18 protein-coding genes and 1 pseudogene are annotated in these 26,099 nt (G+C 71.9%); 15 read left to right on the top strand and 4 right to left on the bottom strand.

From position 1 onward, the window contains the following. Positions 1-3: 3 nt before the first annotated feature. The 3 genes and pseudogenes from FLW16_RS08235 to FLW16_RS08225 all read left to right on the top strand — a co-directional run. On the top strand, positions 4-1,170 hold the full coding sequence (locus tag FLW16_RS08235) for a glycosyltransferase (RefSeq protein ID WP_142559294.1): 1,167 nt from the start codon (positions 4-6) through the stop codon (positions 1,168-1,170). A 6-nt stretch (positions 1,171-1,176) separates the two neighbouring features. Then, positions 1,177-2,496, top strand: a complete 1,320-nt coding sequence (locus tag FLW16_RS08230; RefSeq protein ID WP_142559292.1) for a lipopolysaccharide biosynthesis protein — start codon at positions 1,177-1,179, stop codon at positions 2,494-2,496. Continuing rightward, positions 2,409-3,440, top strand: a pseudogene (locus FLW16_RS08225) (glycosyltransferase family 4 protein); the annotation flags it as partial. The gene FLW16_RS08230 and the pseudogene FLW16_RS08225, both read left to right, overlap by 88 nt. Here the strand turns inward: FLW16_RS08225 and FLW16_RS45035 are convergent. Further along, positions 3,395-7,093 carry a DUF4082 domain-containing protein gene (locus FLW16_RS45035; protein ID WP_260615013.1) on the bottom strand — a complete coding sequence of 1,233 codons (3,699 nt, stop codon included), beginning with the start codon at positions 7,091-7,093 and terminating at the stop codon, positions 3,395-3,397. The pseudogene FLW16_RS08225 and the gene FLW16_RS45035 sit on opposite strands and share 46 nt — an antisense overlap. A 424-nt stretch (positions 7,094-7,517) precedes the next feature. Between FLW16_RS45035 and FLW16_RS44405 the strand changes: the two genes are divergently transcribed. From FLW16_RS44405 to FLW16_RS08185, 7 genes are all read left to right on the top strand, one after another. Next, on the top strand, positions 7,518-8,702 hold the full coding sequence (locus tag FLW16_RS44405) for a hypothetical protein (RefSeq protein ID WP_221890956.1): 1,185 nt from the start codon (positions 7,518-7,520) through the stop codon (positions 8,700-8,702). Between the two features lie 376 nt (positions 8,703-9,078). Next, positions 9,079-11,133, top strand: a complete 2,055-nt coding sequence (locus FLW16_RS08210) for a DUF4082 domain-containing protein (RefSeq protein ID WP_185949317.1) — start codon at positions 9,079-9,081, stop codon at positions 11,131-11,133. A 182-nt stretch (positions 11,134-11,315) separates the two neighbouring features. Beyond that, the gene (locus FLW16_RS08205) at positions 11,316-12,443 is read left to right on the top strand and encodes an ice-binding family protein (protein ID WP_185949316.1); all 1,128 of its coding nucleotides are present in this window, start codon (positions 11,316-11,318) and stop codon (positions 12,441-12,443) included. A gap of 108 nt (positions 12,444-12,551) precedes the next feature. Continuing rightward, the gene (gene rffA / locus FLW16_RS08200; RefSeq protein WP_260615012.1) at positions 12,552-13,706 is read left to right on the top strand and encodes a dTDP-4-amino-4,6-dideoxygalactose transaminase; all 1,155 of its coding nucleotides are present in this window, start codon (positions 12,552-12,554) and stop codon (positions 13,704-13,706) included. Between the two features lie 91 nt (positions 13,707-13,797). After that, positions 13,798-14,229: a GtrA family protein gene (locus FLW16_RS08195; RefSeq protein WP_142559284.1), complete on the top strand. Its 432-nt coding sequence runs from the start codon at positions 13,798-13,800 to the stop codon at positions 14,227-14,229. A 19-nt stretch (positions 14,230-14,248) separates the two neighbouring features. Then, positions 14,249-14,947, top strand: a complete 699-nt coding sequence (locus FLW16_RS08190) for a bifunctional 2-polyprenyl-6-hydroxyphenol methylase/3-demethylubiquinol 3-O-methyltransferase UbiG (protein ID WP_142559282.1) — start codon at positions 14,249-14,251, stop codon at positions 14,945-14,947. 338 nt (positions 14,948-15,285) lie between these two features. Next, a complete protein-coding gene (locus FLW16_RS08185; RefSeq protein WP_142559280.1) occupies positions 15,286-17,523 on the top strand; it encodes a hypothetical protein in 2,238 nt (745 codons plus the stop codon). Here the strand turns inward: FLW16_RS08185 and FLW16_RS08180 are convergent. Further along, the gene (locus FLW16_RS08180; protein ID WP_142559278.1) at positions 17,490-18,224 is read right to left on the bottom strand and encodes a WbqC family protein; all 735 of its coding nucleotides are present in this window, start codon (positions 18,222-18,224) and stop codon (positions 17,490-17,492) included. The genes FLW16_RS08185 and FLW16_RS08180 overlap by 34 nt on opposite strands. After that, a complete protein-coding gene (locus FLW16_RS08175) occupies positions 18,221-19,195 on the bottom strand; it encodes a glycosyltransferase family 2 protein (RefSeq protein ID WP_142559276.1) in 975 nt (324 codons plus the stop codon). Before FLW16_RS08175 ends, FLW16_RS08180 begins: the two co-directional genes overlap by 4 nt. A 249-nt stretch (positions 19,196-19,444) precedes the next feature. Here FLW16_RS08175 and FLW16_RS08170 point away from each other — a divergent pair, with 249 nt between their 5' ends. From FLW16_RS08170 to FLW16_RS08155, 4 genes are read left to right on the top strand one after another with little or no spacing between them, the layout of a single operon-like run. Beyond that, entirely contained in the window at positions 19,445-19,960 is a 516-nt protein-coding gene (locus FLW16_RS08170) for a GNAT family N-acetyltransferase (RefSeq protein WP_142559275.1), read from the top strand. A 37-nt stretch (positions 19,961-19,997) separates the two neighbouring features. Then, positions 19,998-21,065, top strand: coding sequence for a glucose-1-phosphate thymidylyltransferase (locus FLW16_RS08165; RefSeq protein WP_142559273.1), 1,068 nt, complete (start codon positions 19,998-20,000; stop codon positions 21,063-21,065). Next, positions 21,062-22,039: a dTDP-glucose 4,6-dehydratase gene (gene rfbB, locus FLW16_RS08160; RefSeq protein WP_142559271.1), complete on the top strand. Its 978-nt coding sequence runs from the start codon at positions 21,062-21,064 to the stop codon at positions 22,037-22,039. Before FLW16_RS08165 ends, rfbB begins: the two co-directional genes overlap by 4 nt. Before the next feature lie 38 nt (positions 22,040-22,077). Continuing rightward, positions 22,078-23,334, top strand: a complete 1,257-nt coding sequence (locus FLW16_RS08155) for a nucleotide sugar dehydrogenase (RefSeq protein ID WP_142559269.1) — start codon at positions 22,078-22,080, stop codon at positions 23,332-23,334. 67 nt (positions 23,335-23,401) lie between these two features. Here the strand turns inward: FLW16_RS08155 and FLW16_RS08150 are convergent, their stop codons facing one another. Further along, positions 23,402-24,217: a peptidoglycan recognition family protein gene (locus FLW16_RS08150; protein WP_260615010.1), complete on the bottom strand. Its 816-nt coding sequence runs from the start codon at positions 24,215-24,217 to the stop codon at positions 23,402-23,404. Between the two features lie 471 nt (positions 24,218-24,688). Here FLW16_RS08150 and FLW16_RS08145 point away from each other — a divergent pair, with 471 nt between their 5' ends. Next, a complete protein-coding gene (locus tag FLW16_RS08145) occupies positions 24,689-26,059 on the top strand; it encodes an MFS transporter (protein ID WP_142559267.1) in 1,371 nt (456 codons plus the stop codon). Positions 26,060-26,099: the final 40 nt, after the last annotated feature.

Here is a 26,099-nt window from a genome sequence, read left to right as displayed (position 1 = left end):
CGTATGGCAATCGCGGACGAACGCACGGACGAGTGCACGGACGAGTGCACGGACGGAGGCAAGGTGCGGCGCGTCGTGCTCCTCATCGGGCATCTGGGCCTCGGGGGCGCGCAGCGGCAACTGTGCCTGCTCGCCGAACGGCTGCGCGACCGGGGCGTCGAGGTCCACGTGTTCGTCCTGTCCAGGGGCGGCCCGCACGAGGACGACCTGCGCGCGGCCGGGATCCCGGTGCACCGGCTCGGCTTCTCCCGGGGCGTCGCGTCGCCGGCCGGCAACCTGCGGGCGTTCGCCCGTCTGGTGCGGCTGCTGCGCCGCCTGCGGCCCGAGGTGGTGCATGGCTTCCTCTATGAGAGCTACCTGCTGGGCACGCCCGCCGCGCGGCTGGCCGGGGTCCCGGTGGTCGTCACCGCCCGCCGCACGCAGGGCTACCTGAGGCCGAAGGCGCCCTGGACGGCCGCCTTCGAGCACCTGGTGAACCTGATGACCGACCACGTCGTGGCCAACTCCGTGGCCATCGCGCAGGGCACGCGGGAGGTCGAGGGCGTGCCCGCCGGCAAGGTGAGCGTGATCTACAACGGGCTCGCGCCGTCGGCTTTCGACCGGGCCGAGCCCGAGCCGGTCGGCAGCGCGCTGCCGGTGGTCGCGTGCGTGGCCAGGCTCAGCGACAACAAGGGGCAGCGGTTCCTCGTCGAGGCGGCGGCGCTGCTCGCCCGGCGGCGCCGGCCCTGCACGTTCGTGCTCGTCGGGGACGGGCCCGAGCGCGCAAGGCTGGAGCGGCAGGCCGAGGAGGCCGGGGTCGACGTGCGGTTCCTCGGCTTCCGTCAGGAGAACGCGGGGCTGCTGGCCCGCGCCGACGTGGTGGCGCTCCCGTCGACGGAGGAGGGCCTGAGCAACGCGGTCATGGAGGCGATGGCGGCGGGCCGCCCGGTCGTGGCCACGGCCGTGGGCGGCACGCCGGAACTGCTGGAGGACCGCGGCGTCCTGGTGCCGCCCGCGGCGCCGGAGGCGCTGGCCGACGGCATCGCCCGGCTGCTCGACGACCCCGCGCTCGCCGCGTCGATGGGCGCGGCCGCGCGGGCGTGGGCGTGGAAGAACCTCGACATGGAGGCCGTCACCGAGGAGCACCTCGGCATGTACCAGCGGCTGCTCGCGGCTCGCCGCGGGAGGTAGACCGAGATGAGGACGGGCGTCAGGACTCTCCTGCAGACCATGGCCAGCCAGGCGATCCCGCTGGTCCTGGCCGCGGTGGCGGGCGTGTTCCTGGCCCGCTGCCTGCAGCCGGAGGGGCGCGGAATCTACGCGACGATCACCACCACGGCCGGGATCGCGACCGTGGTGGGCCACCTGTCGGTCGGGAGGTCGCAGATCGCGCTGTGGCCGGTCCTGGAGCGCCACCGGCCCCTGGTCGGCAACGCCGCGGTCCTCGGGCTGGTCCTCGGTGCCGCCTCCGCCCTGCTGACGCTGGGTGCGGTGAGCGCCCTGGCCCTGACCGCCGCCGCCCATCTGATGGTCGTCGCGCTGCTCGCCGTTCCGTTCGGCGTCGCGGCGGTCAACCTCAGGGGGATCGCGCTGCTGGAGTCCCGGGTGGGGCTGGCCAACCGGTCGGTCGTGCTGTCCGCTGTGGTGCTGTACGTTCCGATCCTGCTGCTCGCCGTGGCCGGCGGGCTCACGCTCACCGCGGTGGTCGCCTGCTGGGCCGTCTCCACGCTCCTGCCGTTCGTGGTGTTCGCCCGCCCGCTCGGGCTGCCCGTACGCGGGGAGGCGGCCCTCGCCCGCAGGCAACTGGCGCTGTCGGGCCGGTATCACCTTGGGACGGTGGCGTTCCATCTCCTGCTGACCGTGGACGTCCTGCTGCTGAACGCCTGGGCGGCGCCGGCCGAGGTCGGCCTCTACACGGTGGCGACGTCGTTCCTGTCGTTGTCCAGGGTGCCCACCGACGCGCTGGCGCAGATCGTGCTGTCCCGCCAGGCGGTCAGGGACGAGTCCGACGCCCGCGCGGTCACGGCGCGCGCCATCCGGCTCAACCTGATGCTCTCGTCGGCCGCCGTCGGCGTGCTCGCGTGCGCCGCGCCGCTGCTGATCCCGAGACTGTACGGCGCGGCCTTCACGGGCAGCGTGCTCCCGCTGCTCGCGCTCGCGCCGGGGACCGTGGCGTGGTCCCTGCTGCGGCCGGTCGAGCAGTACCTGGTGCGGCTGGGCCGCCCGATGACGATGACCGCCGTCGCCGCCGGCGCCCTCGCCTCGAACGTCGCGCTGAACGCCGTGCTCATCCCGATGTGGGGACCGGCCGGGGCGGCGCTGGCCTCCACCGTGAGCTACGGCGCCATGGCGGTGGTGGAGGTCGGGTGGTTCGCCCGGGTGGCCGGGCTGGGCGCCCGTGACCTGCTGCCCGGCGCCCGCGACGTCCGATGGGCGGCCGCCGCCGTGCTGCGGGGGCGCAGCGCCCCGCACGCCTCGCGCGTTGCGGACAGATCGATCTCGGGGAGGATGACGTGAGGATTCTGCACATCGGATATCGGCTGCCCCCGGACCCCGGAGGCAAGGAGCGCTACATCGCGCGGTTGGCGCGCGAGCAGGTGCTGCGCGGGCACGAGGTGCTGGTCGCCCGGCGGCGGGGCGACGTCCCGCCGGGCGTGGAGGCCGTGACGCTGAAGCCGACCCGCCTCGGCCGGGTCGCCGCCCGCAGGTCCGACCCGGTCGCGTTCGCCCTGGAGTGCGCGGCGGCGCTCCCCCGCCTGGGGCCGGTGGACGTCGTCAACCTGCACGGCGACCACCGTGAGGCGCTCTTCCTGGGCCCGGCCGCCCGGCGGCTGCGCGTCCCGCTGCTGCTCACCGTCCACGGCGCGCTCGCGATGGGGCAGCGCGCGGTTATGCCGTGGGCCTTCCGCCACGTCGCCGGGTTCGTCGCCATCGGCGCCAGGCCGACGGCCGACCTGCGCAGGGCCGGTGTCCCGGCCGAGGCGATCCGCACGATGTCAAGCGGCCTCGACCTGCCCCGCCTGGACGCGATCAGGGCGCGGACGGTCGTGGAACCGGGTCTGATCGTCAGCGTGGGCAGCCTCGTGCCGGTGAAGAACCACGCCCTGACGATCGAGGCCTTCCACCGGCTGCGGGCCGTACGCCCGGGGGTGCGCCTCGTCATCGCGGGGGAGGGGCCGGAGCGCGCCCGGCTCGAAGGGCTCGCCGGGGAGGGCGTGGAGTTCGCCGGGCAGCTGTCCGGCGACGACGTCCACGCGCTGGTCAGCCGGGCGGAGGTCTTCGTGCTCGCCTCCCGCAGGCTCGCGTCCATCGGTGAGGGGATCCCGACGGCCGCCCTGGAGGCCCTCGCCCTGGGCACGGCGGTCGTCGTGTCCTCCGACGCCACCCTCGGCCCGGTCATAGCGGACCGGGACGCCTACCGGGTGTTCCGCAGCGGGTCGGCCGAGGACCTGGTGGCGCACCTGAGGTGGGTGCTCGGCACCGGCGCCGCCCGCGCCCGGATGGTGGAGCGCGGGCGGCGGGCGGTGTCGGATCTCGACTGGCCGCGCACGGCCGCCGTCATCGAGGACTGGTACGAGGCGGCCCGCGCCGGTGAACCGGCGCCCCCCTCCCGGCCCTGCCGCGAGACCGCGCGCGGCTGACCGCTCACGACGGGGAGCGGGGCGCGGGACGCCGGGTGGCGTCCCGCGCCCCGCCGCTCACGACCGGGAGCCCGGCCGCCCGCCGCCGGGATGCCGCGCGTGCCCGCCGCCTCCCGGATGGAACGCCCCGGACCGCGGGGCCGCGCCAGGTAGGAGAACCTCTCCAGCATCGGCGCCCGCGCGGCGTCGCGCTGCGCCCGGCCGGTCCCGCGGACGAGCGGGGCCGGCGCGTACGGCGCCGCGGGCCGCCGCCCCGGAACCGAGTGCGGCACCGGGTTCCCGTACGCCCGGTCGGCTCCGTAACGCAGCGCCCGCCGGGCGGCGGCCTGCGGCTGGGCGGGGTCGAACAGCACGTCCACCCAGTAGTTGGAGGCGCGGTAGGTGGCGGTCGGGAACGTGTTCGTCCCTGCGTAGGTGTAGACGCCGTTGCCGCCGGACGCGGCGTCGGCCAGAGCGGTGAGCGGGCCGCGGCTGTACTGCGTGGTGAAGTAGAAGCGGTCCAGCGCGTAGAACCCGGTCGGCGTGAAGTACGACGCGATGTACGTGGTGCCCGGCGTGATGTTCACGGGTGTGGAGAAGAGCGCCTGCTGCCAGCCGGAAGGCGTCTCGTTGGTGAACGTCACGTTCGCCAGCAACTGCCCGTCGGCGGTCCACAGGCTGCCCACGTGGACACCCGTGTTCTGGGTGCTCTTGTAGAACCGGATCCCCCGGATGGCGCCCGACACGGAGGACTGGAACTTGACCCCGAGCGTGACCGCCTTGGTGTCGGGCTGGGCGACGACGTCCGGTGTCGCCGACTCGTCCCACAGCGTGGTCGCCTGCGAGTAGACCACGTCGACCCAGGCGTTGCTGGCCCGGTAGGTGCTGGTCGGGAACGTGCTCGTCTTGCTGTAGGTGTAGAGCCCGTTGCCGCCGTCCGCGCCGTCCGCCAGTCCGGTGATGAGGCCGTTGGAGTACTGCGTGACGAAGTAGTCCCGGTTGACCGAGTAGAACCCGGTGTTGGTGTGGTAGGAGGCGACGTAGGTGACGTCGTTGTTCACCGGGACGGGCGTCGAGAAGTTCACCTGCTGCCAGCCGGTCGCCGTCTCGCTGGTGAAGGTCGCCTGCGCCAGCAGCTGCCCGGTGTTGGTCCACAGGCTGCCGACGTGCGTCCCGGTGTTCAGCGGGCCCTTGTAGAACCGGATCCCGGAGATGTAGCCGGGGCTCCGGACGCGGAACCGCACGCCCACCTCGATGGCCTTGTTGTCGTCCTTCGTGACGTTGGCGGGCACGGTGTCGGGAGACCAGATGGAGCACGGGCAGCCCGCGTTGACGGTCACCGACCTGCTGGCCGGGGTCCGCTGGATGTTGCCGATGTCGTCGACGGCCCGGGACATGATCGTGACCGGACCCTGGCCGCTCGTCGTCGTCCAGGCGTACTGCCAGGCGGTCCGGCCGGTCGCCCGATGCCACGTGGTGCCGCCGTCGACCGACACCTCGACCCCCGCCACGACGCCGCCTCCGGTGTCGGCGGCTGTTCCGGCGACCGTCACGGTGGTGCCGCCGGGCACCGAGGCGCCGCTCGACGGGGTGGTGATCGTCGAGGTCGGGGGAGCGGTGTCGGTCGACGGCGTGGCCGGGACCAGGCCCGGCTGCAGGGTGGCCGGCTGCGTCCGCATGTCGGCGAGGAGGTTGACCGTCGCCTGCTGCATCCGGATGTCCGTCGGCGTGCCCGGCCGGTCGTGCACCGCGTCCAGCCCCCACGACCACTGGATGGTCCCCGCGCCGAAGATGTACGCGCCGCTCGGGTCGCGGTAGAGGACGAGGCTGTGCGTGGCGATCCCGGCGCCGTACGTCGCGCCGAAGTCGAGCAGGAACTTGTTGGTGGTGGCCACGGTGGTCTTGGAGAACAGGACCAGCCCCGCCGGGGCGAAGGTGTTGTCCGGCGCCTCGTCCCACTCGTAGCCGAGCGTCCCGTTCGGGAAGGTGGCGACCTGCCCGGGCTGCAGGTTCGCGACCGAGGTGTTGCGCCACAGGCGCATCGGGGCGTACTCCGCCGGAACGGTGATCGCGTTGTTGACGTTGCCGTTGATCATGAAGAGCGTCCCGGTCATGGCGTTCTCCGGATAGCCGCCGTTGGGCGGCTGGGCGAAACGCGGGTCGCGCCAGCTCCCGGTCCAGGTGGGACTCGGGTCGATCTTCATGTTGGCGACGGTCTCCTTGTAGCAGACCATCGTCCGGTTCGGGGTCGCCGAGGGGTCGATGCTGCTCTCCCACCTCGTCTTCCAGAACATCTCGTTGCCGGTGAAGAAGGCGATGTTGACGCCCTTGTTCTTGGCGTTGATGACGTTGTCGCGCGACTCCTGCGACCAGTACTCGTCGTGGCCGGAGGAGAAGAACACCTTGTGGTTGAGAAGTTGCGCGCCGCTGGTCACCGTGTCGACGCTGCTGCTGTAGCTCACGTCGTAGCTGTTGGACTCCAGCCACCTGATCATCGGGTATTCGGCGTTGAAGAAATAGGTCTCCGGCCATCCGGCGCGGGTGATGACCGGGCGGTTGTAGCTGACCTTGAAGGCGCGGCCCACGGGCAGGCCCTTGTACAGGCTGTTGCCGCCGTAGGTGTTGTACGCCTGCCAGGTCGAGTCGGAGGTCTGCACGAGGATGTCGGAATTACGCGCGTCGTTCCTGACGACGAAGATGTTCTGACTGACGCCGGTTGTGCCGTCGGTGCGGGTGAAGTTCGCGAGGTAGACGCCGGAGACGGCGTCGGCCGGCACCGCCCAGGAGGCCGAGACGCTCCAGTTGCCGCAGTCGACCAGGCCCGTCGTCGTGTCGTTGAGGCAGGCGGGCTGCGACTGCGGCAGCGATACGGAGGGGTTGACGGTGGCGATCTTCCGCGCCCCGAGACCGCTGTAGTAACCGACTCGGTAGATGTCGATCCTCCAGGAGGTGATCGACGGGGCGTTCACCTTGAACTGCTGGGTCTGTCCCGCGTTGACGCTCATCTGGGTGGCGTAGCCGGTGATCGTCGGGCTGCCCGCGCCGGGCACGTCCCACTCGGAGGGCGGGCTCCCCGGCAGGCTGTTCTCGATGCAGATGATCGACGTCGGCGGGCAGGTCTGACGGGACGCCCGGCCGTGTCCCCTGCGGAGGTGCCGCCAGCCGCCGAGGCGTGCGGCCTGCGCGTCCGCCGTGGGGCTCGCCTGGACCGCGTCGGCCGTCTGCACGGAGCCGGGCGGCTCGGGCGCCGCGGGTCCGGCGGGGCCGCCGGGCGTGCCGGGTCGTGTGGGGGTCGCCGGAACTCCGGGGGCCTCCGTGGGGGCGCCTGTGGAGGCACCGGGGGAAAGCTTGGCGTTGGGCGTGGGCGTGCCCTGCGGCGAGCCGGAGGGGTGCGTGCCTACGATCTTCACATCGCCCTGGCCCAGGTCTTTGGCGGAGTCTTCGGCGGACACCGGAGCCCAGCCCGTGGCGAGCAGGACGGCCGCGGCCGTCATAACGGTGCCGAAGATACGTGCGATGCGGGGAAATCCTGTTTTCCGGGCAGCGCCGATTGTTTTCCATTCGCCTGGCATGTACAACCTCTGGTTCGCGCGACGGAACGCCTTAAGCTGAGGACGGCTAGCGAAGGATAGCGGTGACCGAATATCGCCCGGCGAGATGCGCGGAAGCGGAGAGTTCCCTGCAGGGCGGATACCGTTTGCCATTTCGCGCGCCCTGTGCGCGCCGCCGGCGCCGGGCCGGATAAACCGCCGTCAAAGGGCGGGGCAAGGGATGCGCGTCGATTCGGCACGCCCCGGCCGCTCGGCGGCCGGAACACCCACGTGGCGGTTTCCCCGGGAAAAGAATTCGCCGGGATTTCGCGCCGGCCCTGGGACAGGGCATCAGAAGCTGGATTTCTCGCTGGAAGGACGGGTTCGGGTGAATCCTCGGGAAAGTGGGGCGACGTCGCGGTCGCCCGGCGGGGCGGGCGCACTGCGGCGTGCGGTCGCCGGGGTGATCGCCGGGGTGGTCGCCGGCGGAGTCGTGGCGCTGTCCGCTCCGGCCGGCGCGGGCGTCACGGCGAGCGGGACCGCGTCCGCGACCCTGGGCCACGGCCCGCGAGGGCCGAAGGCGGAAACGGAATGCGGCCCCGGGAGCGGACGTCCGCACGGTTCGGCGAACCGCGGCGCGAAGAAGGCGAGGAAGCGGCCGTGCGCCCCGCGGGGAGCGCCCGCGACGGAGGGCCGGGGCGCACGGGGAGGGACCGCCGCCACGTTCGCCGCGCCGCCCTGGCCGTGGGACGACGAGGCCGGAGAAGGCGCCGCCGCCGCTCCGCCGTCCGCGGTGCCGGATGCGGCGGGGGCCGCCGCACCGGTCCGGCCGGCCGGGCCCGCGGCAGCCGTACCCCGGTGGGACGACGACGGCGGCCCCCGCGACTCGGGCGGCGCCGCCGGGCCCTTCATGTCGGCGCCGCCCTGGCTGTCCGGAGCGGGCGGGCCCGCCGGTCCGTTCGTCCCGTTCGGCTCGTCCGGCGAGCGGGGAGCCGTGGGCCCGGCCGGGCCGGTGGGGGAGACCGGCGAGCAGGGACCACAGGGGCCGCCCGGGCCGGAAGGTCCGAAAGGGCCGGCAGGACCGGAAGGACCCGAGGGGAAGGCAGGGCCGGAAGGACCCCAAGGCCCCGAGGGAGAGGCCGGACCGGAAGGACCACCCGGGCCGCCGGGTCCCGCCGGACCGCAGGGACCGGCCGGACCGGAGGGGAAGGCCGGTCCGCAAGGACCACCCGGGCCCGCCGGCCCCACGACGAGCGTGGACTCGAGCTCCTTCGTCGGCAATCCCGGCTCGCTTCTGACCTTCCTCGGCCGTGTCCCCGGTGACGGCAGGACCCTGGTCCGGGATCCCCGCACGAACACCTGGTACGACCTGTCCCACGTCGCGGGCTATCCCGCCGGTGTGCTGGCCGTCTCCGTGGACGCCGAGCTCGCGGGCACGGGCAACGACCTGTACGTGACCGTGGCAACCGCCGATCAGGTGGCGCAGACCCGGTGCACGGTCTTCCCGGCCCCGGGCACCGGCGGCGTCCCCGCCTGGCCGGGCAACTGCCGTCCCTTCACCGTCCTGTCCTGACCCGTCCGGGGCCGGGCGGCGCTCCCGCCCGGCCCGTCGGAAAACGTCTGGCGCAAAAGGCGATTTGCTTATCTGGAAATGCGATGAAAGGGGAGGTGGACGCAGCAAAAGGAGCGGACCGTATGGAAACTCCGGAGGCCCCGGAGTACTATCCAACCCGAGCGGGCATTTCGTAGATCTTTTCCGCCCGCACATAGATCCTCTTCATCGGCGCGGCAATCACCCATTCCGCGGCGGCCTTCCTCGCGTCATCGTTTGCGCATCGCATCTGTCGGCTCCGCGAGCCGGTTCGCATAGAAAGTCCCATTGCGGTGTGCAGAGTTATGTGGCATTCGCCCGATTGCGCGAGAAAGGTCGGCAAATGAATGGCAATGCAATGAAACGCGGGCGTGAGCCCGCCCCGCGGAGGACGGGTGGCGGACACCGCCCCGGCTCCGGCGGAACCCTCCGGCGCCGCCTCTCGGCCACCCTCACCGCTCTGCTCGCCGTCCTCGCACTGGGGGTCGCGATCCCCGGCGGCGCGAGCGCCGACCCGTCCCTGACCATCGGCGACGGCGACACCTACGCGGTGCTGGCGGGCACGTCGGTGACGAACACGAACCTCACCTCGATCATCGGAGACCTCGGGGTGAGCCCGGGGACCACGGTGACCGGCTTCCCGCCGGGCACCGTGAGCGGCTCCATCCGGACCGGCGCCGCCGCCGCCGGCGCGAAGGCCGACGTGGTCGACGCGTACAACGCCATCGCCGCCATGTCCTCGACCGCCACGATCCCACCCGCCCTCGGCGGGACGACCAGGACCCCCGGCGTCTACGACTCCACCAGCGGCCCCTTCACCATCAACGGCACGCTCACGCTCGACGCGCAGGCCGACCCCGGCGCCGTCTTCGTCTTCCGGGGCACCACCCTCACCGCCGGCGGCGTGAGCAACATCGCCCTGATCAACGGCGCCCAGGAGGACAACGTGTACTGGGAGCTCACGGGCACCGCGTCGCTGGGCACGTTCTGCACCTTCCGCGGCAACGTGCTCGCCTCCGGCGCGGTGTCGGTCAGCTCGGGCGCCGCGGTGTACGGACGGCTGTTCTCGCTGAACAGCACGATCGGCCTGCAGGGCACCATGAGTCTCCCGGCCACTCGCGTCACGGTGCCGAACAATCCGCCCACGACCACGACCCTGACCTCATCGCTCAACCCGTCCGACACGGGGGACGCGGTGACCTTCACGGCCAACGTCCAGGCGCAGTCGGGGTCGATCGTCCCCGCGGGCTACGTGGCGTTCAAGGACGGGACGACGGTCATCGGCACCGACTACCACGACGACGGGCATCCCGCCAAGCTCACCACGTCGAGCCTCGCCGCCGGGCAGCACCGGATCACGGCCGTCTACCTCGGCGGCGACACCTTCGACGGCGAGCAGGTCATCCACTTCGCCCCGAGCACGTCGCCGGAGCTGGTGCAGAGCGTGTCGAGCGTCAGCCTGTGGAGCGACAGCGTGACCCCCGACCAGGCGTCGCGGAACGACCCGCAGGCCGTCGTGGTCGGCGTGAAGTTCCGGTCGGCGGTGGACGGCGTGATCACGGGCATCCGGTTCTACAAGGGCCCGCAGAACACCGGGACCCACACCGGCAGTTTATGGACGGCCGACGGCCAGAAGCTCGCCACCGTGACCTTCACGAACGAGACCGACACCGGGTGGCAGCGGATGGACTTCCCCAACCCCGTCGCCATCAGCTCCGGCACCACGTACATCGCGTCGTACCACACCACCTCCGGCTTCTACGCGATGGACCGGCCGTACTTCAACACCCAGTACACCAACGGGCCCCTGACCGCGCCCTCCGACAACGCGTCCGGCGGCAACGGGGTGTACGCCTACAGCGCCACCGACACCTTCCCGGCCAGCAGCTACCGGGCGTCGAACTACTGGGTCGACGTGATGTTCACTCCCGCGCAGACGCTCTGGGACAACACCGACGCCCCCGCGGTCGTCAACCAGCCCGACGACCAGGACGCGACGCTCGGCGTGAAGTTCACCTCCACGGCCGGCGGCCTGGTCACCGGCGTCCGGTTCTACAAGGGCCCGCAGAACACCGGGACCCACATCGGCAGCCTGTGGACGGCCGGCGGCACGCGGCTGGCGACCGCGACCTTCACCAACGAGACCGCCAGCGGGTGGCAGCAGGTCGACTTCCCCAGCCCCGTCGCCATCACCGCGGGCACCACCTACGTCGCCTCGTACCACACCTCGGGGCGCTACTCGCTGACCAGGCCGTACTTCACGTCGTCGCGCAGCAACGGCCCGCTGACCGCGCCCTCCGACGGCGCGTCGGGCGGCAACGGGGTGTACGCCTACAGCGCCACCGACACCTTCCCGGCCAGCACCTTCCGATCGTCGAACTACTGGGTCGACGTCGTGTTCCAGCAGGGCTGAACGAAACGGCCGGCGCCGGGCAAAGAACGGGCAACGAAACGCCCCCGCCCGGTGTCCGGCCGCGTCCCTGCCGATCCCCTTACCCAATGCTTACGCGCGGGCAGGCCGCCGCGACCCGCCGATCGACCCGTGTGGGCCGATCCCGCGGCAAGGCCGGATCCCCGAGAAGGAGGAGTCCTCTCATGGCGGCAGTCGCCGGTCACCGCCGGTTTCTCCCACGCGGCGCCACCGCGGTGTGGTTGTACGCGGCCCTGGTCGCGGCCCTGGTCGCGGGAGTCCTTGTCGTGATGGACGGCCGCGCGAGCGCGGACCAGCCCCCGGTGGACCTCGGCGCCGCCGAGCACACGGCGGTGCTGGCGGCGGGCACGGTCATCAGCGCGAACGCGACCCTGATCACCGGGGACGTCGACGTGAGCCCCGGCACCGCCGTCACCGGTTTCCCGCCGGGCGTGATCGAGGGGGACGTCCACGCCGGTGACGCCGAGGCGGCGCAGGTGATGGCCGACGCGACCGCCGCGTACGACGACATCTCGGGTCGCGGCCCCGCCGTCACCGTGCCCGCCGAGCTCGGCGGAACCCGCAGAACCCCCGGCGTCTACGACTCGTCGGACGGGACGTTCCGCATCGACGGGACGCTCACCATCGACGCCGGGGGGAACCCGGACGCGGTCTTCATCTTCCGCGCGAGCACGCTGACCACGGCCAGGGTCAGCAACGTCATGCTCGTGGGCGGAGCGCAGGCGGACAACGTCTTCTGGCAGGCCACCGAGGGCGCCACCCTCGGGACGTACTCCACCTTCCGCGGCACCGTCCTGGCCCGCGGTTCGATCAAGGTCGCGGAGGGCGCCGTCATCGACGGACGGACCCTCCTGCTCGACAACACGGTCACGATCGAGGGCACCACCGAGGCGGACAACGGGATCGACCGCGCGAACGAGGTCGACGCGATCGTCCCGCCGCCGACGCGCGTCACGCTGCCGTTCGACCCCGGCACCACGACCCAGCTGACCTCCTCGCCGAACCCCTCCCAGGCGAAGTTCCCGGTCACGTTCACCGCGCGAGTGCGTCCCCGCAGCGGCACGCTGGCGCCCGCCGGGAGGGTGGTCTTCAAGGACAACGGCGTCGTCATCGGCTCGGGGATGCAGACCGGCGCCGACACGCCCGCCACGTTCACGACCTCGGCGCTGTCGGTGGGGGAGCACCACATCACCGCCGTCTACCTCGGCGGCCTCACGGCGCAGGCCGAGGCGTGGGTGCGCTTCGCGCCCAGCACCTCGAACGAAGTGGTGCAGGTCGTCAACGCGAGATAGCCCGGCCCGCCCCCGTTCCCCGCCGCCGCCGTAAGGCTTGCGCCATGATTCGCCAACCGCGCGCGGCGGCGGCGGGGCGGGGGCGCGGGGCCGTTGTTCACTACGGCGGTGAGCACCACCAGCCTGAAGGCTGTCCCCTTCAACCGGACCCACGTCGCGGACAACGAGCTCGCCTACCTCTCTGAGGCGGTACGCCAAGGGTTCACCTGCGGGGACGGGCCGTTCACCGAGAGGGCCGGCCGGCTCCTGTGCGAACTGACCGGCGCCGGCCGCGCCCTGCTGACGACCTCGTGCACGCACGCCCTGGAGATGTCGGCGATCCTGCTGGACCTGCGGCCCGGCGACGAGGTCCTCATGCCGTCGTTCACGTTCGTGTCGACCGCCAACGCCTACGCCCTGCGCGGAGCGGTGCCGGTGTTCGTGGACTGCAGGCCCGACACCCTGAACATCGACGAACGCCTGATCGAGGCCGCGATCACCGAGCGGACCAGGGCCGTGGTGGTCGTCCACTACGCCGGGGTGGGCTGCGAGATGGACGCGATCGGCGCGGTGGCGCGACGCCACGGCCTGGCCCTGATCGAGGACAACGCCCACGGGCTGGGCGGGTCCTACCGGGGCCGGCCCCTCGGGTCGTTCGGGCTCATGGCGACGCAGAGCTTCCACGCGACGAAGAACGTGCAGTGCGGGGAGGGGGGCGCCCTGCTCGTCAACGACGCCGCCCTCGCCGCGCGGGCCGAGATCATCCGGGAGAAGGGCACCGACCGCAGCCGGTTCTTCCGGGGACAGGTCGACAAGTACCAGTGGGTCGACGTCGGGTCGAGCTACCTGCCCTCGGACGTCCTCGCCGCCATGCTGACCGCCCAGCTGGAGTCGTTCGACACGATCCAGCGGCTGCGCCAGGCGGTCTGGCGCGACTACCACGAGGGCCTGGCGGACTGGGCGGCCGAGAACGGGGTGGCGCAGCCGTCGGTCCCCGGCGACCGCGCGCACCCGGCGCACCTCTACCACCTGCTCCTGCCCGACCTGGGCAACCGGCAGGCGTTCATCGCCCACCTCGCGGCACGCGGCGTGCAGGCGGCGTTCCACTACCAGCCGCTGCACAGCTCCCCGGCCGGTCTGCGGCACGGCAGGACCGCCCCCGGCGGCTGCCCGGTCACCGAGAACGTCGCGGACCGGCTCGTACGGCTGCCGCTGTTCGCGGGTCTCGGCGAGGCCGGCGCGGCCCGGGTCGTCGACGCGGTGCGCGGCTACAGGGTGCGCTGACGTGAGACGGAACGCGGCCGGGTTCGCGGCGAGACCGGCACCGGGATCCGCTCGACCTCCAGGTCCGGGTGACGATCGCCGCCCGCCCGCGGTGCGCCGTCACCTCGCGCGGCGGGTCCTGGCCGTGGCGCTCGACCGGCGGCGCGTGCTCTACCTGGGCGGCGGCGCGATGTCGGCCGTGGTGTACTACGTGATCCTCGGCGTCCAACTGGCCGCGCTCGGGCAACGGGTCCCTTACCTCATCCTGCTCGTGACCAGCCAGTTCGCCGCCTCGGTCGTCGTCTATCCGTGGTATCGGCTGAGGGTCTTCCGCGTGTCCGGATCGTCCTGGCTGCTGGGCCACCTGCGGTTCTACGCCGTCGGGCTGGGCTTCCTGGCGGCGTCGGTCACGGGCGTTCCGCTCCTGGTGGAGCTCGCCGGGATTCCGATCATGGTGGCGCAGGCGCTGGTCATCGTCGTGAACGTGCCGCTGACCTACCTCGTGCACAGACTCTGGACGTTTCCCGCCCGACGTAAGAACTGATCATTAGGAAAGGCTGCCCATGGAGGCCACTGACATCCGCCGTACGGTCGAGCTGGAGGACCGGCACTGGTGGTACCGGGAGCGGCGCGCCATGCTCGCCCGGGAGCTGCGGCGGCTGGGCCCGCCCGGCAGGGCACTCGACATCGGCGCCGCGGGCGGCGGCAACACCCGCGTGCTCGTGGCGCACGGGTGGGACGCGCTGGCGGCCGACTACTCGGAGACCGCGGTCGAGCTGGCCGTCCGGCGGGGCCTGCGGGCGATCCACGCCGACGCGTGCGACCTGCCGCTGCCCGGCGAGTCCTTCGACCTCGTGCTCGCGTTCGACGTGCTCGAGCACATCGAGGACGACCACACGGCCGCCCGCGAGCTGGTGCGGGTGCTGCGGCCGGGCGGCCGGGCGCTGATCACGGTCCCGTGCGACATGGCGCTGTGGTCGGCGCACGACGTGGCGTCCTTCCACTTCCGCAGGTACGCCCGGGAGGAACTGACCGCCCTGCTGCGCGGGGCCGGGCTGGTCGTCGACCGCATGTGGAGCTGGAACGTGCTGATGCGGCCGATCGTGGCCTGGCGCAGGAAGCGCACCAGCGGCTCCGACGTCACGGACGTGCCGCGCCTGGTCAACCTGGGGCTGGGCGCCGTGGTCGCGGCCGAGAGATATCTGCCCGTCAAATCGCTTCCGGGGGTCACCCTGGTCGTGCGGGCGCACCGCCCTTCGTGACGGCGTGCCGGAAAGGCGGATCGCGATTTCCGCCTTTCCGGCCGGTGAGCGGGACACCCGCAAAAGAATGTCAAGGAATCCGCCCGGAACGAGGTCGCGGGCGAATCAGCGGTGCCGCCGCCGCGAGAATCGCACGCATGGCTGACACCTCGCCTCGGGAAATCCCGGCGACGGGCCCGTCCCGATCGAATGAGAAAACGTTGCTCGATTCGGTCGCGAGGAGCGCGACCGGGGGAAGTCCGCGGACCCGGAGCCCGGTGAAATCACCGCAGGAATCGACGACCGGTGCGGCGACGAATGCCGCGCCGATGAACGGCGCACCGGCACGGCGAACGCTGGTGAGATGGGCGCCGGCGGTCGTGGTGCTCGCGCTGACGGCGGCCGCGCTGAGCCGCTACGGCGTCCGCGTCTCCGACATGGCCCGTTTCTGCGGCTACGTCGTCGCCTGCCTCGCGGTCCCGGGAACGCTGCTGGTCCGCGCCCTCTACCGGGGTGACCGCTCCCGGGGCGAGGAGGTCGCGCTCGGGCTGGCCCTCGGATACGCGCTGGAGGTGTTCGCCTACATCGCGGCCCGGGCCGTGGGGGCGCCGCTGCTCGTCCTCGCCTGGCCGGTCGCGACGTACGTCGCCTTCCTCCTCGTGCCCCGCCTGCGGCGGCACTGGAGAAGCGCCCCCGCCACGGCCCGGTCGCCGATCTGGTGGTCCTGGTCGCTGGCCCTCGTCGTCTCCTACCTGGTGGTCTGGAGCGCGGTCAACTTCTTCCGTACGCAGGCCCTCACCTGGCCGGCGCTCGGGGCGTCGTACCCCGACATGCCCCTGCACCTGGCGTTCATCGGCGAGCTGCGGCACCACGTGCCCCCGACGATGCCGATCGTCGCCGGGGAGCCCCTGCCGTACCACTGGTTCGTCTACGCCCACTACGCGGCGGCGAGCTGGGCGACCGGCGTCGAGCCGCTGGTGCTGCTGTTCCGCCTCGGCATGCTGCCGATGATCGCGGCGCTCGTGGTCCTGCTGGGCATGGCCGCCCGGCGCGTCATCGGGTCGCGGGCCGGAGCCCTGACGGCCCTGGCCGCGGTCTTCCTCGTCGCGGCGCCGAACCTCTACATCGGCCCGGCCGGCGGGGCGCTGGTCTGGAAACCGGTCCAGTCCTGGTCGAGCCCCACCCAGACCTTCGGCGCGCTGCTGTTCGTCCCGGTCTTCCTCCTGCTGAGCGATCTGCTGGAGAACCGGCGGCGGAACCCGCGCGAGTGGCTCCTGCTGGCGCTCTTCCTGGCGGCCGTCATGGGGGCCAAGGCGACGTACCTGCCCCTGCTCACGGCGGGCCTGGCGGCGGTGGCCGTCGCCGGGTCGGTGCGGCGTCGTCGCCCGCACGGCCCCGCCCTGGTCGCACTGGGCATGAGCGCGGCCTGCCTGCTCTACGCCCAGTTCGTCCTGTACGGCGGGGTGCGCGGCGGGACGACGGCCGCTCCGCTGTCCCTGATGCGCGTGACGTGGGGTGGCGTGGTCGGCGACGGAAGGCCGCTCGGGGGGCCGCTGACGACGGTCCTCGGGCTCACCCTCCTGTGCGTCCTGTCCGGAGCCGTCGCCTGGTGCGGGACGCTCGGCCTGCTCAGCCGGCCCCGGGCGCTCGCCAGGCCCGCCGTCGTGCTGACCCTCGGCATGAGCCTGGCCGGGCTGGCCGTGGCGCTCTGCTTCGGGCATCCCGGCCTGTCGGAGATCTACTTCCTCCAGGCGCCCTATCCCTATCTGGCGATCGTCTCGGTCTACGGACTCGTCACCGTGATACGCAGATCGGGGACGTCGCCGCTGCCCATCGTGTGCGCCGCCGGCGCCGGGGCCGTCGCCGCCTACTGCATCCGGATCCTGTGCGACGTGCGGGTCCCGCTGCCCGACGGCGAGTCGCTCGGCGTGCTCGCCCTGCCGTACGCCGCCCTGCTGGTCTTCGTGGCGCTGACGGCGGTCGCGCTGGCCGCCGCGCGGCGCGGCGCGCTGCGCTCGTTCGCCCTCACGCTCGTGGTGACCTCGGCGTTCGCCGCGCCGGCCGCCTGGTTCACCCGGGTCCTTCCGGTGACGTACAAGACCCCGGTGAACGCGGCGGAGGACGCCGACCGCGCGGCACGGGCCCAGGCGATGCCGCAGGGCATCGTCACCGTGGCGCGGTGGCTGCGCGACCACTCCCGCCCCGGCGACGTCGTCGCGACGAACCTGCACTGCCGCCTCGGCGTCGACGGCCCCTGCGACAGTCGCGCGGCCTGGGTGTCGGCGCTGGCCGAGCGGCGGGTGCTCGTCGAGGGGTGGGCGTACGCGACGGCGAACCTGGACCGGTGGAGTCCGGGCCAGGTGCTCTGGTATCTGCCGTTCTGGGACCGCGAGCGGCTCCGGGCGAACGAGGCGGTGTTCGCCGCGCCCTCGGCGCAGGCGGCCCGGTCGCTGCGGGACCGTTACGGGGTGCGCTGGCTGTTCGTGGACGAGCGGCTGACGGTCCCCGGCGCGAGGATCGGGGACGTCGCCTCCCCGCGGTTCCGCTCCGGGGACTTCACCGTCTACGAGATCGCCGGCCCGGCCGCGGAGCGCTGAGCATCCTTGAGGTGCCGGGCGCACTTGAGATACCGGGCGGCGGCCGGCCCGGTGTTGAAGATCAGATCGAGCACGCTGACGTGGTGGTCGAACGGCGGGTGCGCCTGCGGATACTCCGGATAGCCGGAGTAGTCGAACCACCGGACCCCGATCCCGGCCCGGTCGAAGAGGCTCTCGTCCAGGTAGGCGCGGGCGGCCGGGCCGGTGAGGTACTCGTCGGCGCCCGCCTTGCGGCACAGGTCCACGAGGCGCTCGGTCTTGGCGCCCGCCGCGCCGTAGTCCTCGGCGCGGCTCAGGTTCGCCGGGATGCCGAGCAGGCCCAGCAGCCCATCGAGGAAGTGCCGGTTGACGTCCGACAGCCGGTCCGCGTGGCAGTCGAGGTAGAGCCGTTCGACCGCCGGCGCGACCTCCTCGAAGCAGGGGGCCTTGCGGTAGGTCTGCGCGAGCAGGAGCCAGTGCGCGCGGGGCCACTCCATGTCGCTCGTGACCACCTCGTTGATCAAGCGGCCGCGCGGGCCCCGCCGTACGGGGACGGACAGCCACTTCGGGCCGGCGGCCGTCTTGATCAGGTTGCGGTTGCGCCAGTCCCTGTCGGTGTACTGGACGTCGTCGAACAGGATGAACTCGTCGACGTGCGCGATCAGGTCGAAGTACCCCTTCCAGGGGATGTAGTTCGACTGCACGATGGCGACCCGCTTCACGCGCTCCACCCCTCCGGCCCGCCCGTCACCGTCATCGGCTGCGCCGCACCGCTCTCCACCCGGGTGCGGACGATGTAGGTGGGGCGTCCCATCCTCTCGACGTGGATCCTGCCGAGGTACTCCCCGATGATGCCCAGCGCGATCATCTGGGCGGACGCGAACAACGCGATCATCGACGCGGTCGAGGTGAAGCCCTTGACCGTGCTGTCGCCCGACCAGTACGTCCACAGGAAGACCGCCAGCAGGACGATGCCGAACGCCCCGGTCAGCAGGCCGAAGTAGGTCACCAGGCGCAAGGGGAGCGTGCTGTATCCGACGAACACGCCGATCGCGTGGCGGACGAGCATCGCGGGTGTGTAGTTGGAGCGGCCGACGAGCCGGCTCTGCATCCGCACCTCCACGGTGCCGACCCGGGTGGTCGCCCAGGAGAAGGCGATGTCGATCTGCGTGTGCGGACCTCCGACGCCGTCCAGCGACTCGCGCAGGAAGCTCCGGAAGGCGCGGAACGCGGAGATGTCCGCACCGTTTTCCGCGCCGAACCGCCCGGAAAGGCCACACTTCAGCGATTTGGAGGCGAAATCGCGGATTCGCCCGTGCGTTCCGCCGCTCGGCACTCCGTACACGATGTCGAGGTCGGGCCCCAGGCCCGCGAGGAGCCGGGGAATCTCCTCCGGCGGATGCTGCAGGTCGTCGTCCATCGTCACCATGACCTCGTAGCGCGCGCAGCGGATGCCCGCGACCAGGGCGTTGTGCTGCCCGTAGTTGCGGGCCAGCAGCACGGCGCGGACACTGTCGTGCCGCTCGGCGAGTCCCTGGGCCACCTCCCACGTGTCGTCGGGCGAGCCGTCCACGACGAGCACGACCTCGAAGAGGTTCGCGGCGGCGGGCAGAACGGCGAGAAGGCGTTCCACCAGGGCCGGCAGCGTCCGGGCGGATCGGTAACAGGGGATCACAACGGATACGTTGGTCATGGCGTCATTGTGATGAGCGGCTGTCGGCCTCCTCGTGCCGCACATCCGAATTTGCGGGATATTGAGAAACCCGATCCGCACCTTTCACGCTCGTTCGCAAGGTGGCCCGCCGGGTCCGCGCGAGTCCGCGCATAGCATTGGCGACTGGCGGGCGGCCTAACGGGAATTCCCGTGGCCCCGCCCGGGAGAAAAGCGCGGGACGTTTCCGTTCCTTCTGCGCGGCTCCCGCATGCCCGATGAGGGGAGATCATGGACGTCACATTGAGGCCGGTCCGCGAGGCGGACCTCGACGTTTTCGAAGCGGAACGGGCGACGCCCGACGCGCGGGGCGAATTCCAGTGGTACGGATATCGCCACTCCGGCGCGCTGCGCCGCCAGTTCGCGGACAACGGCCTGCTCGGCGACGACTACGGGCGGCTGGCCATCGACTCCGGCGGGGACACCGCCGGATGGGTGGCCTGGTGGAAGACGGCCTGGGGACCCGAGGCGACGTGCTGGTGCTGGGCGATCGGAATCTGCGTCTTCACGGGCTTCCGCAACCGCGGCATCGGCACCGAGGCGCAGCGCCTGCTGGCGGACTACCTGTTCGCGCACACCCGCGCCGAGCGCCTCCAGTGCTTCACCGACGTGGCCAACATCGGCGAGCAGCGCGCGGTGGAGAAGATCGGGTTCGTGCGTGAGGGAGTCCTGCGGCGGGCCCAGTGGCGCGACGGCGGCTGGCACGACCAGGTCCTCTACTCGCTGCTCCGCGGTGAGCCGCGTTGAACCGCCCATCGGATATCGGGGAAGGACGCGAACAGCGGTGAAGGCACTCGTCCTGGCGGGCGGCAAGGGCACGCGATTGCGCCCGCTGACCCACACCTCGGCCAAGCAGCTCGTCCCCGTCGCCAACAAGCCGGTGCTCTTCTACGGGCTGGAGGCCATCAGGGACGCCGGCATCACCGACGTGGGGATCATCGTCGGCGACACGGGCCGGGAGGTCCGCGAGGCCGTCGGCGACGGCTCGGCGTTCGGGCTCGACGTCACCTACATCCCCCAGGAGGCGCCGCTCGGGCTGGCGCACTGCGTCCTCGTCGCGCGGGAGTTCCTGGCCGGCGACCCGTTCGTCATGTACCTGGGCGACAACTTCCTGGTCGGCGGCATCCGCGGCCTCGTCGACGCCTTCCGCGCCGAGGAGTGCGACGCCCGCATCCTGCTCACCCGGGTGGCCGAGCCGCAGTTCTACGGCGTGGCCGAGCTCGGCACGGACGGGGAGATCGTCGCGCTGGAGGAGAAGCCCGAGCACCCGCGCAGCGACCTCGCGATCGTCGGGGTCTACACGTTCTCCCCGGCCGTCCACGAGGCCGTACGCGCCATCAGGCCGTCCGCGCGAGGCGAGCTGGAGATCACCGACGCGATCAAGTGGCTCATCGACACCGGGCACCGCGTGCGGTCGCACTTCGTCACCGGCTACTGGCGCGACACCGGCCGCCTGCAGGACATGCTGGAGTGCAACCGCATCGTGCTCGAGGCGGTCGAGCCCGACGTCGCGGGCACGGTGGACGGATTGTCGGAGGTGAGCGGGCGCGTGGTGATCGCCCCCGGCGCCGTGGTCGAGGGCTCGGTCATCCGCGGCCCGGCGGTGATCGGCGCCGACACCAAGATCATCGGCTCGTACGTCGGGCCGTACACATCGATCGGCGAGGGCTGCGTGATCGAGGACGCCGAGGTGGACTACAGCATCGTGCTCGCCGATTCCGCCGTCCGGGGTGTCCGCGGCATGACCCACTCGCTGATCGGCCGCAACGCGGAGGTCACCAAGGCGACCGGGGTGCCCAACGCCTACCAGCTCATGATCGGAGACCACAGCAAGGTGCAGGTGCGCGCATGAAGCTCCTCGTCGCCGGCGCGGCCGGCTTCATCGGCTCCCACTACGTCCGCTCGCTGCTGTCGGGCGCCTACCCCGGGTATGAGGACGCCCGGGTCACGGTGCTGGACACGCTCACCTACGCCGGCAACCCGGCCAACCTCGCTCCCGTGGAGACCAGCCCCGCCTTCACGTTCGCGTACGGCGACGTGTGCGACGCGGAGCTGCTGCGCGAGCTGGTCCCCGGGCACGACGTGATCGTGAACTTCGCCGCCGAGACCCACGTCGACCGGTCGATCACCGGCGCGGGCGACTTCGTGACGACCAACGTGCTGGGCACGCAGCGGCTGCTGCAGGCCGCCCTGGAGGCGGGCGTGCGCACGTTCGTCCAGGTGTCGACCGACGAGGTGTACGGCTCGATCGACGAGGGGACGTGGACGGAGGCGGAGCCGCTGCTGCCGAACTCGCCCTACTCGGCCGCCAAGGCCGGGGCCGACCTGCTCTGCCGCGCCTACCACCGCACGTACGGACTGGACGTCCGGGTGACCCGGTGCTCCAACAACTACGGGCCGTACCAGTACCCGGAGAAGGTCGTCCCGCTGTTCGTCACCAACCTGATCGACGGGCGGCCGGTGCCCCTGTACGGCGACGGCCGCAACGTGCGGGAGTGGCTGCACGTGGACGACCACTGCCGGGGCATCCAGCTCGTGCTGGACAAGGGGGAGCCCGGCGAGATCTATAACATCGGCGGCGGGGTCGAGCTGAGCAACCTCGACCTCACCCGTCGCATCCTGGACGCCTTCGGCGCGGGATGGGAGATGGTCGAGCAGGTGCCCGACCGGCCCGGGCACGACCGGCGCTACGCGCTGGACAGCGGCAAGATCCGGGCGATCGGCTACGAGCCCCGGATGGACTTCGACGAGGGACTCGCCGGCGTCGTGCGGTGGTACCGGGACCACCAGGACTGGTGGCGCCCGCTCGTGAGCCACCGCGGCTGAGACGGCACATCGTGACAGACAAGGGACGGGGGTCCTTGATGGAGAAACTGGTCGTGGTCGGGCAGGGCTACGTCGGCCTGCCGCTGGCCGTGCGCGCCGTGCACGCCGGGTTCGACGTGGTGGGCGTCGAGGTGGACGAGTGGCGGGTCAAGCGTCTCAACGCCGCCCAGTCGTACGTCGAGGACATCGGCGACGACGCGCTCGCGGCGGCGCACGCGACGGGCCGCTACCGGGCCAGCGCGGACTACGCCGACGCCGAGGACTTCGACGTCTGCGTGATCACCGTGCCGACGCCGCTGACCGACGGCGTGCCCGACCTGAGCCACATCGCGTCGGCCGGCCGGTCGCTCGCCCCGCGTCTGCGGCCGGGCGCGACCGTGATCCTGGAGTCGACCACCTATCCGGGGACGACGGAGGAGTACCTGCGCCCGATCCTGGAAGAGGGATCGGGCCTGCGCGCCCCCGGCGACTTCCACCTCGGCTACAGCCCCGAGCGGATCGACCCCGGCAACGCGCGGTGGCGCCTGGAGAACACGCCGAAGGTCGTCTCCGGCCTCGACGACGCCGCCCTCGCGCGGGTCCGCGCCTTCTACGAGGCCGTCGTCGAGCAGGTCGTCCCCGTGTCCTCGCCGCAGGTGGCCGAGTTGTGCAAGCTCCTGGAGAACACCTTCAGGCACGTCAACATCGCCCTGGTCAACGAGCTGTCGATCTTCGCCAGGCAGCTCGGCATCGACGTGTGGGAGGCCATCGACGCCGCCTCCACCAAGCCGTTCGGCTACATGCGCTTCACCCCGGGGCCCGGCGTCGGCGGCCACTGCCTGCCGATCGACCCGTCGTACCTGTCCTGGAAGGTCAAGCGCAGCCTGGGGCACAACTTCCGGTTCGTGGAGCTGGCCAACGACGTCAACGACCACATGCCCGCGCACGTCGTCGACCGGCTGGTGCTGGCGCTGAACGACCGGCGCAAGGCCCTGAACGGCAGCCGGGTGCTCCTGCTCGGCCTGTCGTACAAGAAGAACACCGGCGACTGCCGTGAGTCCCCGGCGCTCGAGGTGGCCAGGCACCTGCGCAAGCTGGGCGCGGACGTGCGCGCGGCCGACCCGCACGTCGACCTCGCCCTCGTGCCCGAGGGGGTGGCGATCGCCGAGGCGTCGCCGCGGGAGATCGCGGCGGCCGACGTCGTCGTGGTCCTCACCGACCACGACTGCTTCGACTACGCCCTCGTCCAGCGCGAGAGCGCCTTCGTGTTCGACACCCGCGACCGCTGCACTGGGCCCAACGTCGAGCGTCTGTGACCCGCGCCACCACGGGCGGCCCCCTCCCTGCCGGAGGGGGCCGCCCGTGCCGTTCAGGTGGGCCGTTTCAGCGGGTGAGGTCGTGCGGGCCCACTGCGGGACCGTGCTCCAACGGCAGGTCGCCGATGAGAGCGGCCCCCTCGTACGGGCCGTCGGGCAGCGCGAGCCGCGGCGGGGGTGGCTCGGCCCGCCCGGCCCCGCGCCCGCCCAGGCGGCGCGCGACGTCGTCCCGCAACCGCGGCAGGTAGGCGTAGAGGCGGTCGCCGGGGCAGGCGGTCCTGTTGAGGTCACGGTGGCCGACGATGGCCTCGTGCGGGTCGAGCGTGTAGACGTCGCACAGCCAGGCCAGCAGGGCGGTCAGCGCGGACAGCTGGCGGGCCGGGGGCAGGCAGGACGTGTACGTCCCCTCGGTCTCGATGCCCAGCGTGTGGTCGTTGTGGTCGGCGGCCTGCGCGCCCATCACGTGCTTGCCCGCCTCGACGGCCGGCAGCGAGCGGTTGCGGCCCTCCATGACGTATCCGCCCCGGCTGACGGTGAACTGCTCGCCGATGTCCTCCCAGCCGTTGTGCTTCATGTGGTAGCGCTGGATCGTCCGCGACAGCCGGAAGGCCGCGTCGAGGTCGGTCGCACCCGTGTTCGCCGTCGCCGTGTGGTGGACGACGAGCCGGTCGGGCGCACGGTCGAGCACCTCGGCCTTGCTCCTGGGCGGATCGGCCTTCCAGTCCGACCGGGTGTACACGCGCGGCCGCCGCGGCCGGTTCCCGGCCCAGACGGGCGTGGCCGTCGCGACGAGCCCGCCCTGCGCGGTCAGCATCGCCGCGGGCAGGCTCGCCGACCAGAGGAGCCCCGTCGAAAGAAACGCGCGGCGCGAGACCGCTGGCATCCGTCCTCCCCGAGTGCGCGGGGCCCTCGGGGGCCCTCGTACGGCGGGAGGCGGCATCGATATCCCCTTTCCCCGCCGCGGATATTCCTGCGAGCGGAAAACCGGTCACATGTCAACCGAAATGTCCGTGCCATGCCGCGGCGGAAAATGCCGTAGTCCGGTCAAAGAATGGCACTACCACGATCGCGGGAATGTCCCGAAATACCCCGCGTACGGGTCGTTGTGGCGTCGCTGACCTTGCGTGACGGCGGCCGGCCGGGGACGGCACGAGGGACGACACGCGGACGAAACGCGGGCCGCGTGAGGGGCGCCTCCGTGTTAACCCGATGTTGCGTCCGTTATGCGTGTGGATTGCATGTTTCGCGGGTGCGGCACATGTAACGGCCGCACGGTCACGCATGGTCAAAGTGCGTAACGCGCTCTTCCTAGTTTCTGTTACCGGCCCCAGCTGATGAGGACGCAGGAGGAACGATGACGGCGACGCAGGCGGCGCGCACGGCCCCGGAAGAACCCCGGAAGGGCCGCTGGATCGGTGACTGGCGACCGGACGATCCCGGCTTCTGGGAGAGCACCGGCAAGAAGGTGGCCCGGCGGAACCTGGTGTTCTCGATCCTGGCCGAGCATCTGGGCTTCACGCTGTGGACCGTCTGGAGCATCGTCGCGGTCAAGCTCGGCGCCTACAGGTTCTCCACCGACCAGCTGTTCTGGATCGTCTCGCTGCCCAACCTCGTGGGCTCCGCGCTGCGCATCCCCTACACCTTCGCGCCCGCCCGGTTCGGCGGCCGGAACTGGACGGTGGTCAGCGCGATGCTGCTGCTGGTGCCCGCCGTCCTGCTCGCGGTGGCGGTGAACGACCCGGGCACGCCCTACTGGGCCTTCCTGCTGATCGCGGCGACGGCCGGGCTCGGCGGCGGCAACTTCGCCTCCAGCATGGCCAACATCACCTACTTCTACCCGCAGAACAGGCAGGGCGCCGCCCTCGGCCTGAACGCGGCCGGCGGCAACATCGGCGTCAGCTCCGTGCAGTTGCTGATGCCGCTGGTCATCGCCGGGTTCGGGCTGGCCGCGGCCGGGTTGTTCTGGGTGCCCTTCGTCCTGGCAGCCGCCGCCGGGGCGTACTTCTGCATGGACAACCTCACCTCGGCCAAGGCCGAGCCGAGGGAGATGGCCAAGGCGGCCGGCCGGGCGCAGACCTGGATCATGTCGGTCCTCTACATCGGCACGTTCGGCTCGTTCATCGGCTACTCGACCGCGTTCCCGCTGCTCATCAAGTCGCAGTTCCCCGAGCACGCCTCGCTCACCTCACTGGCGTTCCTCGGCCCGCTGGTCGGGTCGCTCATCCGGCCCGTCGGCGGCTGGCTGTCGGACCGCCTGGGCGGCGCCTCGGTGACGTTCTGGAACTTCGCCGCGATGATCGCCTCGGTCCTGCTCGTCTGGCAGGCCATGTCGGCCCACGCCTTCGTGCTGTTCTTCGCCGCGTTCATGCTGCTGATCGGCACCGCGGGCGTCGGCAACGGCTCCACGTACCGGATGATCCCGGCGATCTTCCGGGCGAAGGCGGCGGCCGGGGTCGAGCCCGGCACCCCCGCGTACGAGGAGGCGCTGGCGACCGGCAAGCGCGACGCCTCGGCGGCCATCGGGTTCATCTCCGCGGTGGGCGCCTTCGGCGGGTTCTTCATCAACCGCGGGTTCGGCAGCTCCATCTCCGCCACCGGCGGCGCGGGGGCGGCGCTGGCGGCCTTCGCCGCCTTCTACGCCCTCTGCTTCGCGCTCACCTGGTTCTGCTACATGCGCACCCTCGGCGCGAAGTCGGCGCCGAGCCTGGCGGCCGCCCGGGTCTGAGCCGCGGCCTTTCGCGGGCGCCCGCGGGGCGCCCGCCTTT

Origin of the sequence: Microbispora sp. KK1-11 (assembly GCF_006874435.1) — a bacterium.
Classification (GTDB): domain Bacteria; phylum Actinomycetota; class Actinomycetes; order Streptosporangiales; family Streptosporangiaceae; genus Microbispora; species Microbispora catharanthi.
The sequence above is the reverse complement of the archived record's forward strand: the minus strand, read 5'-3'. Positions and strand labels throughout refer to the sequence as shown.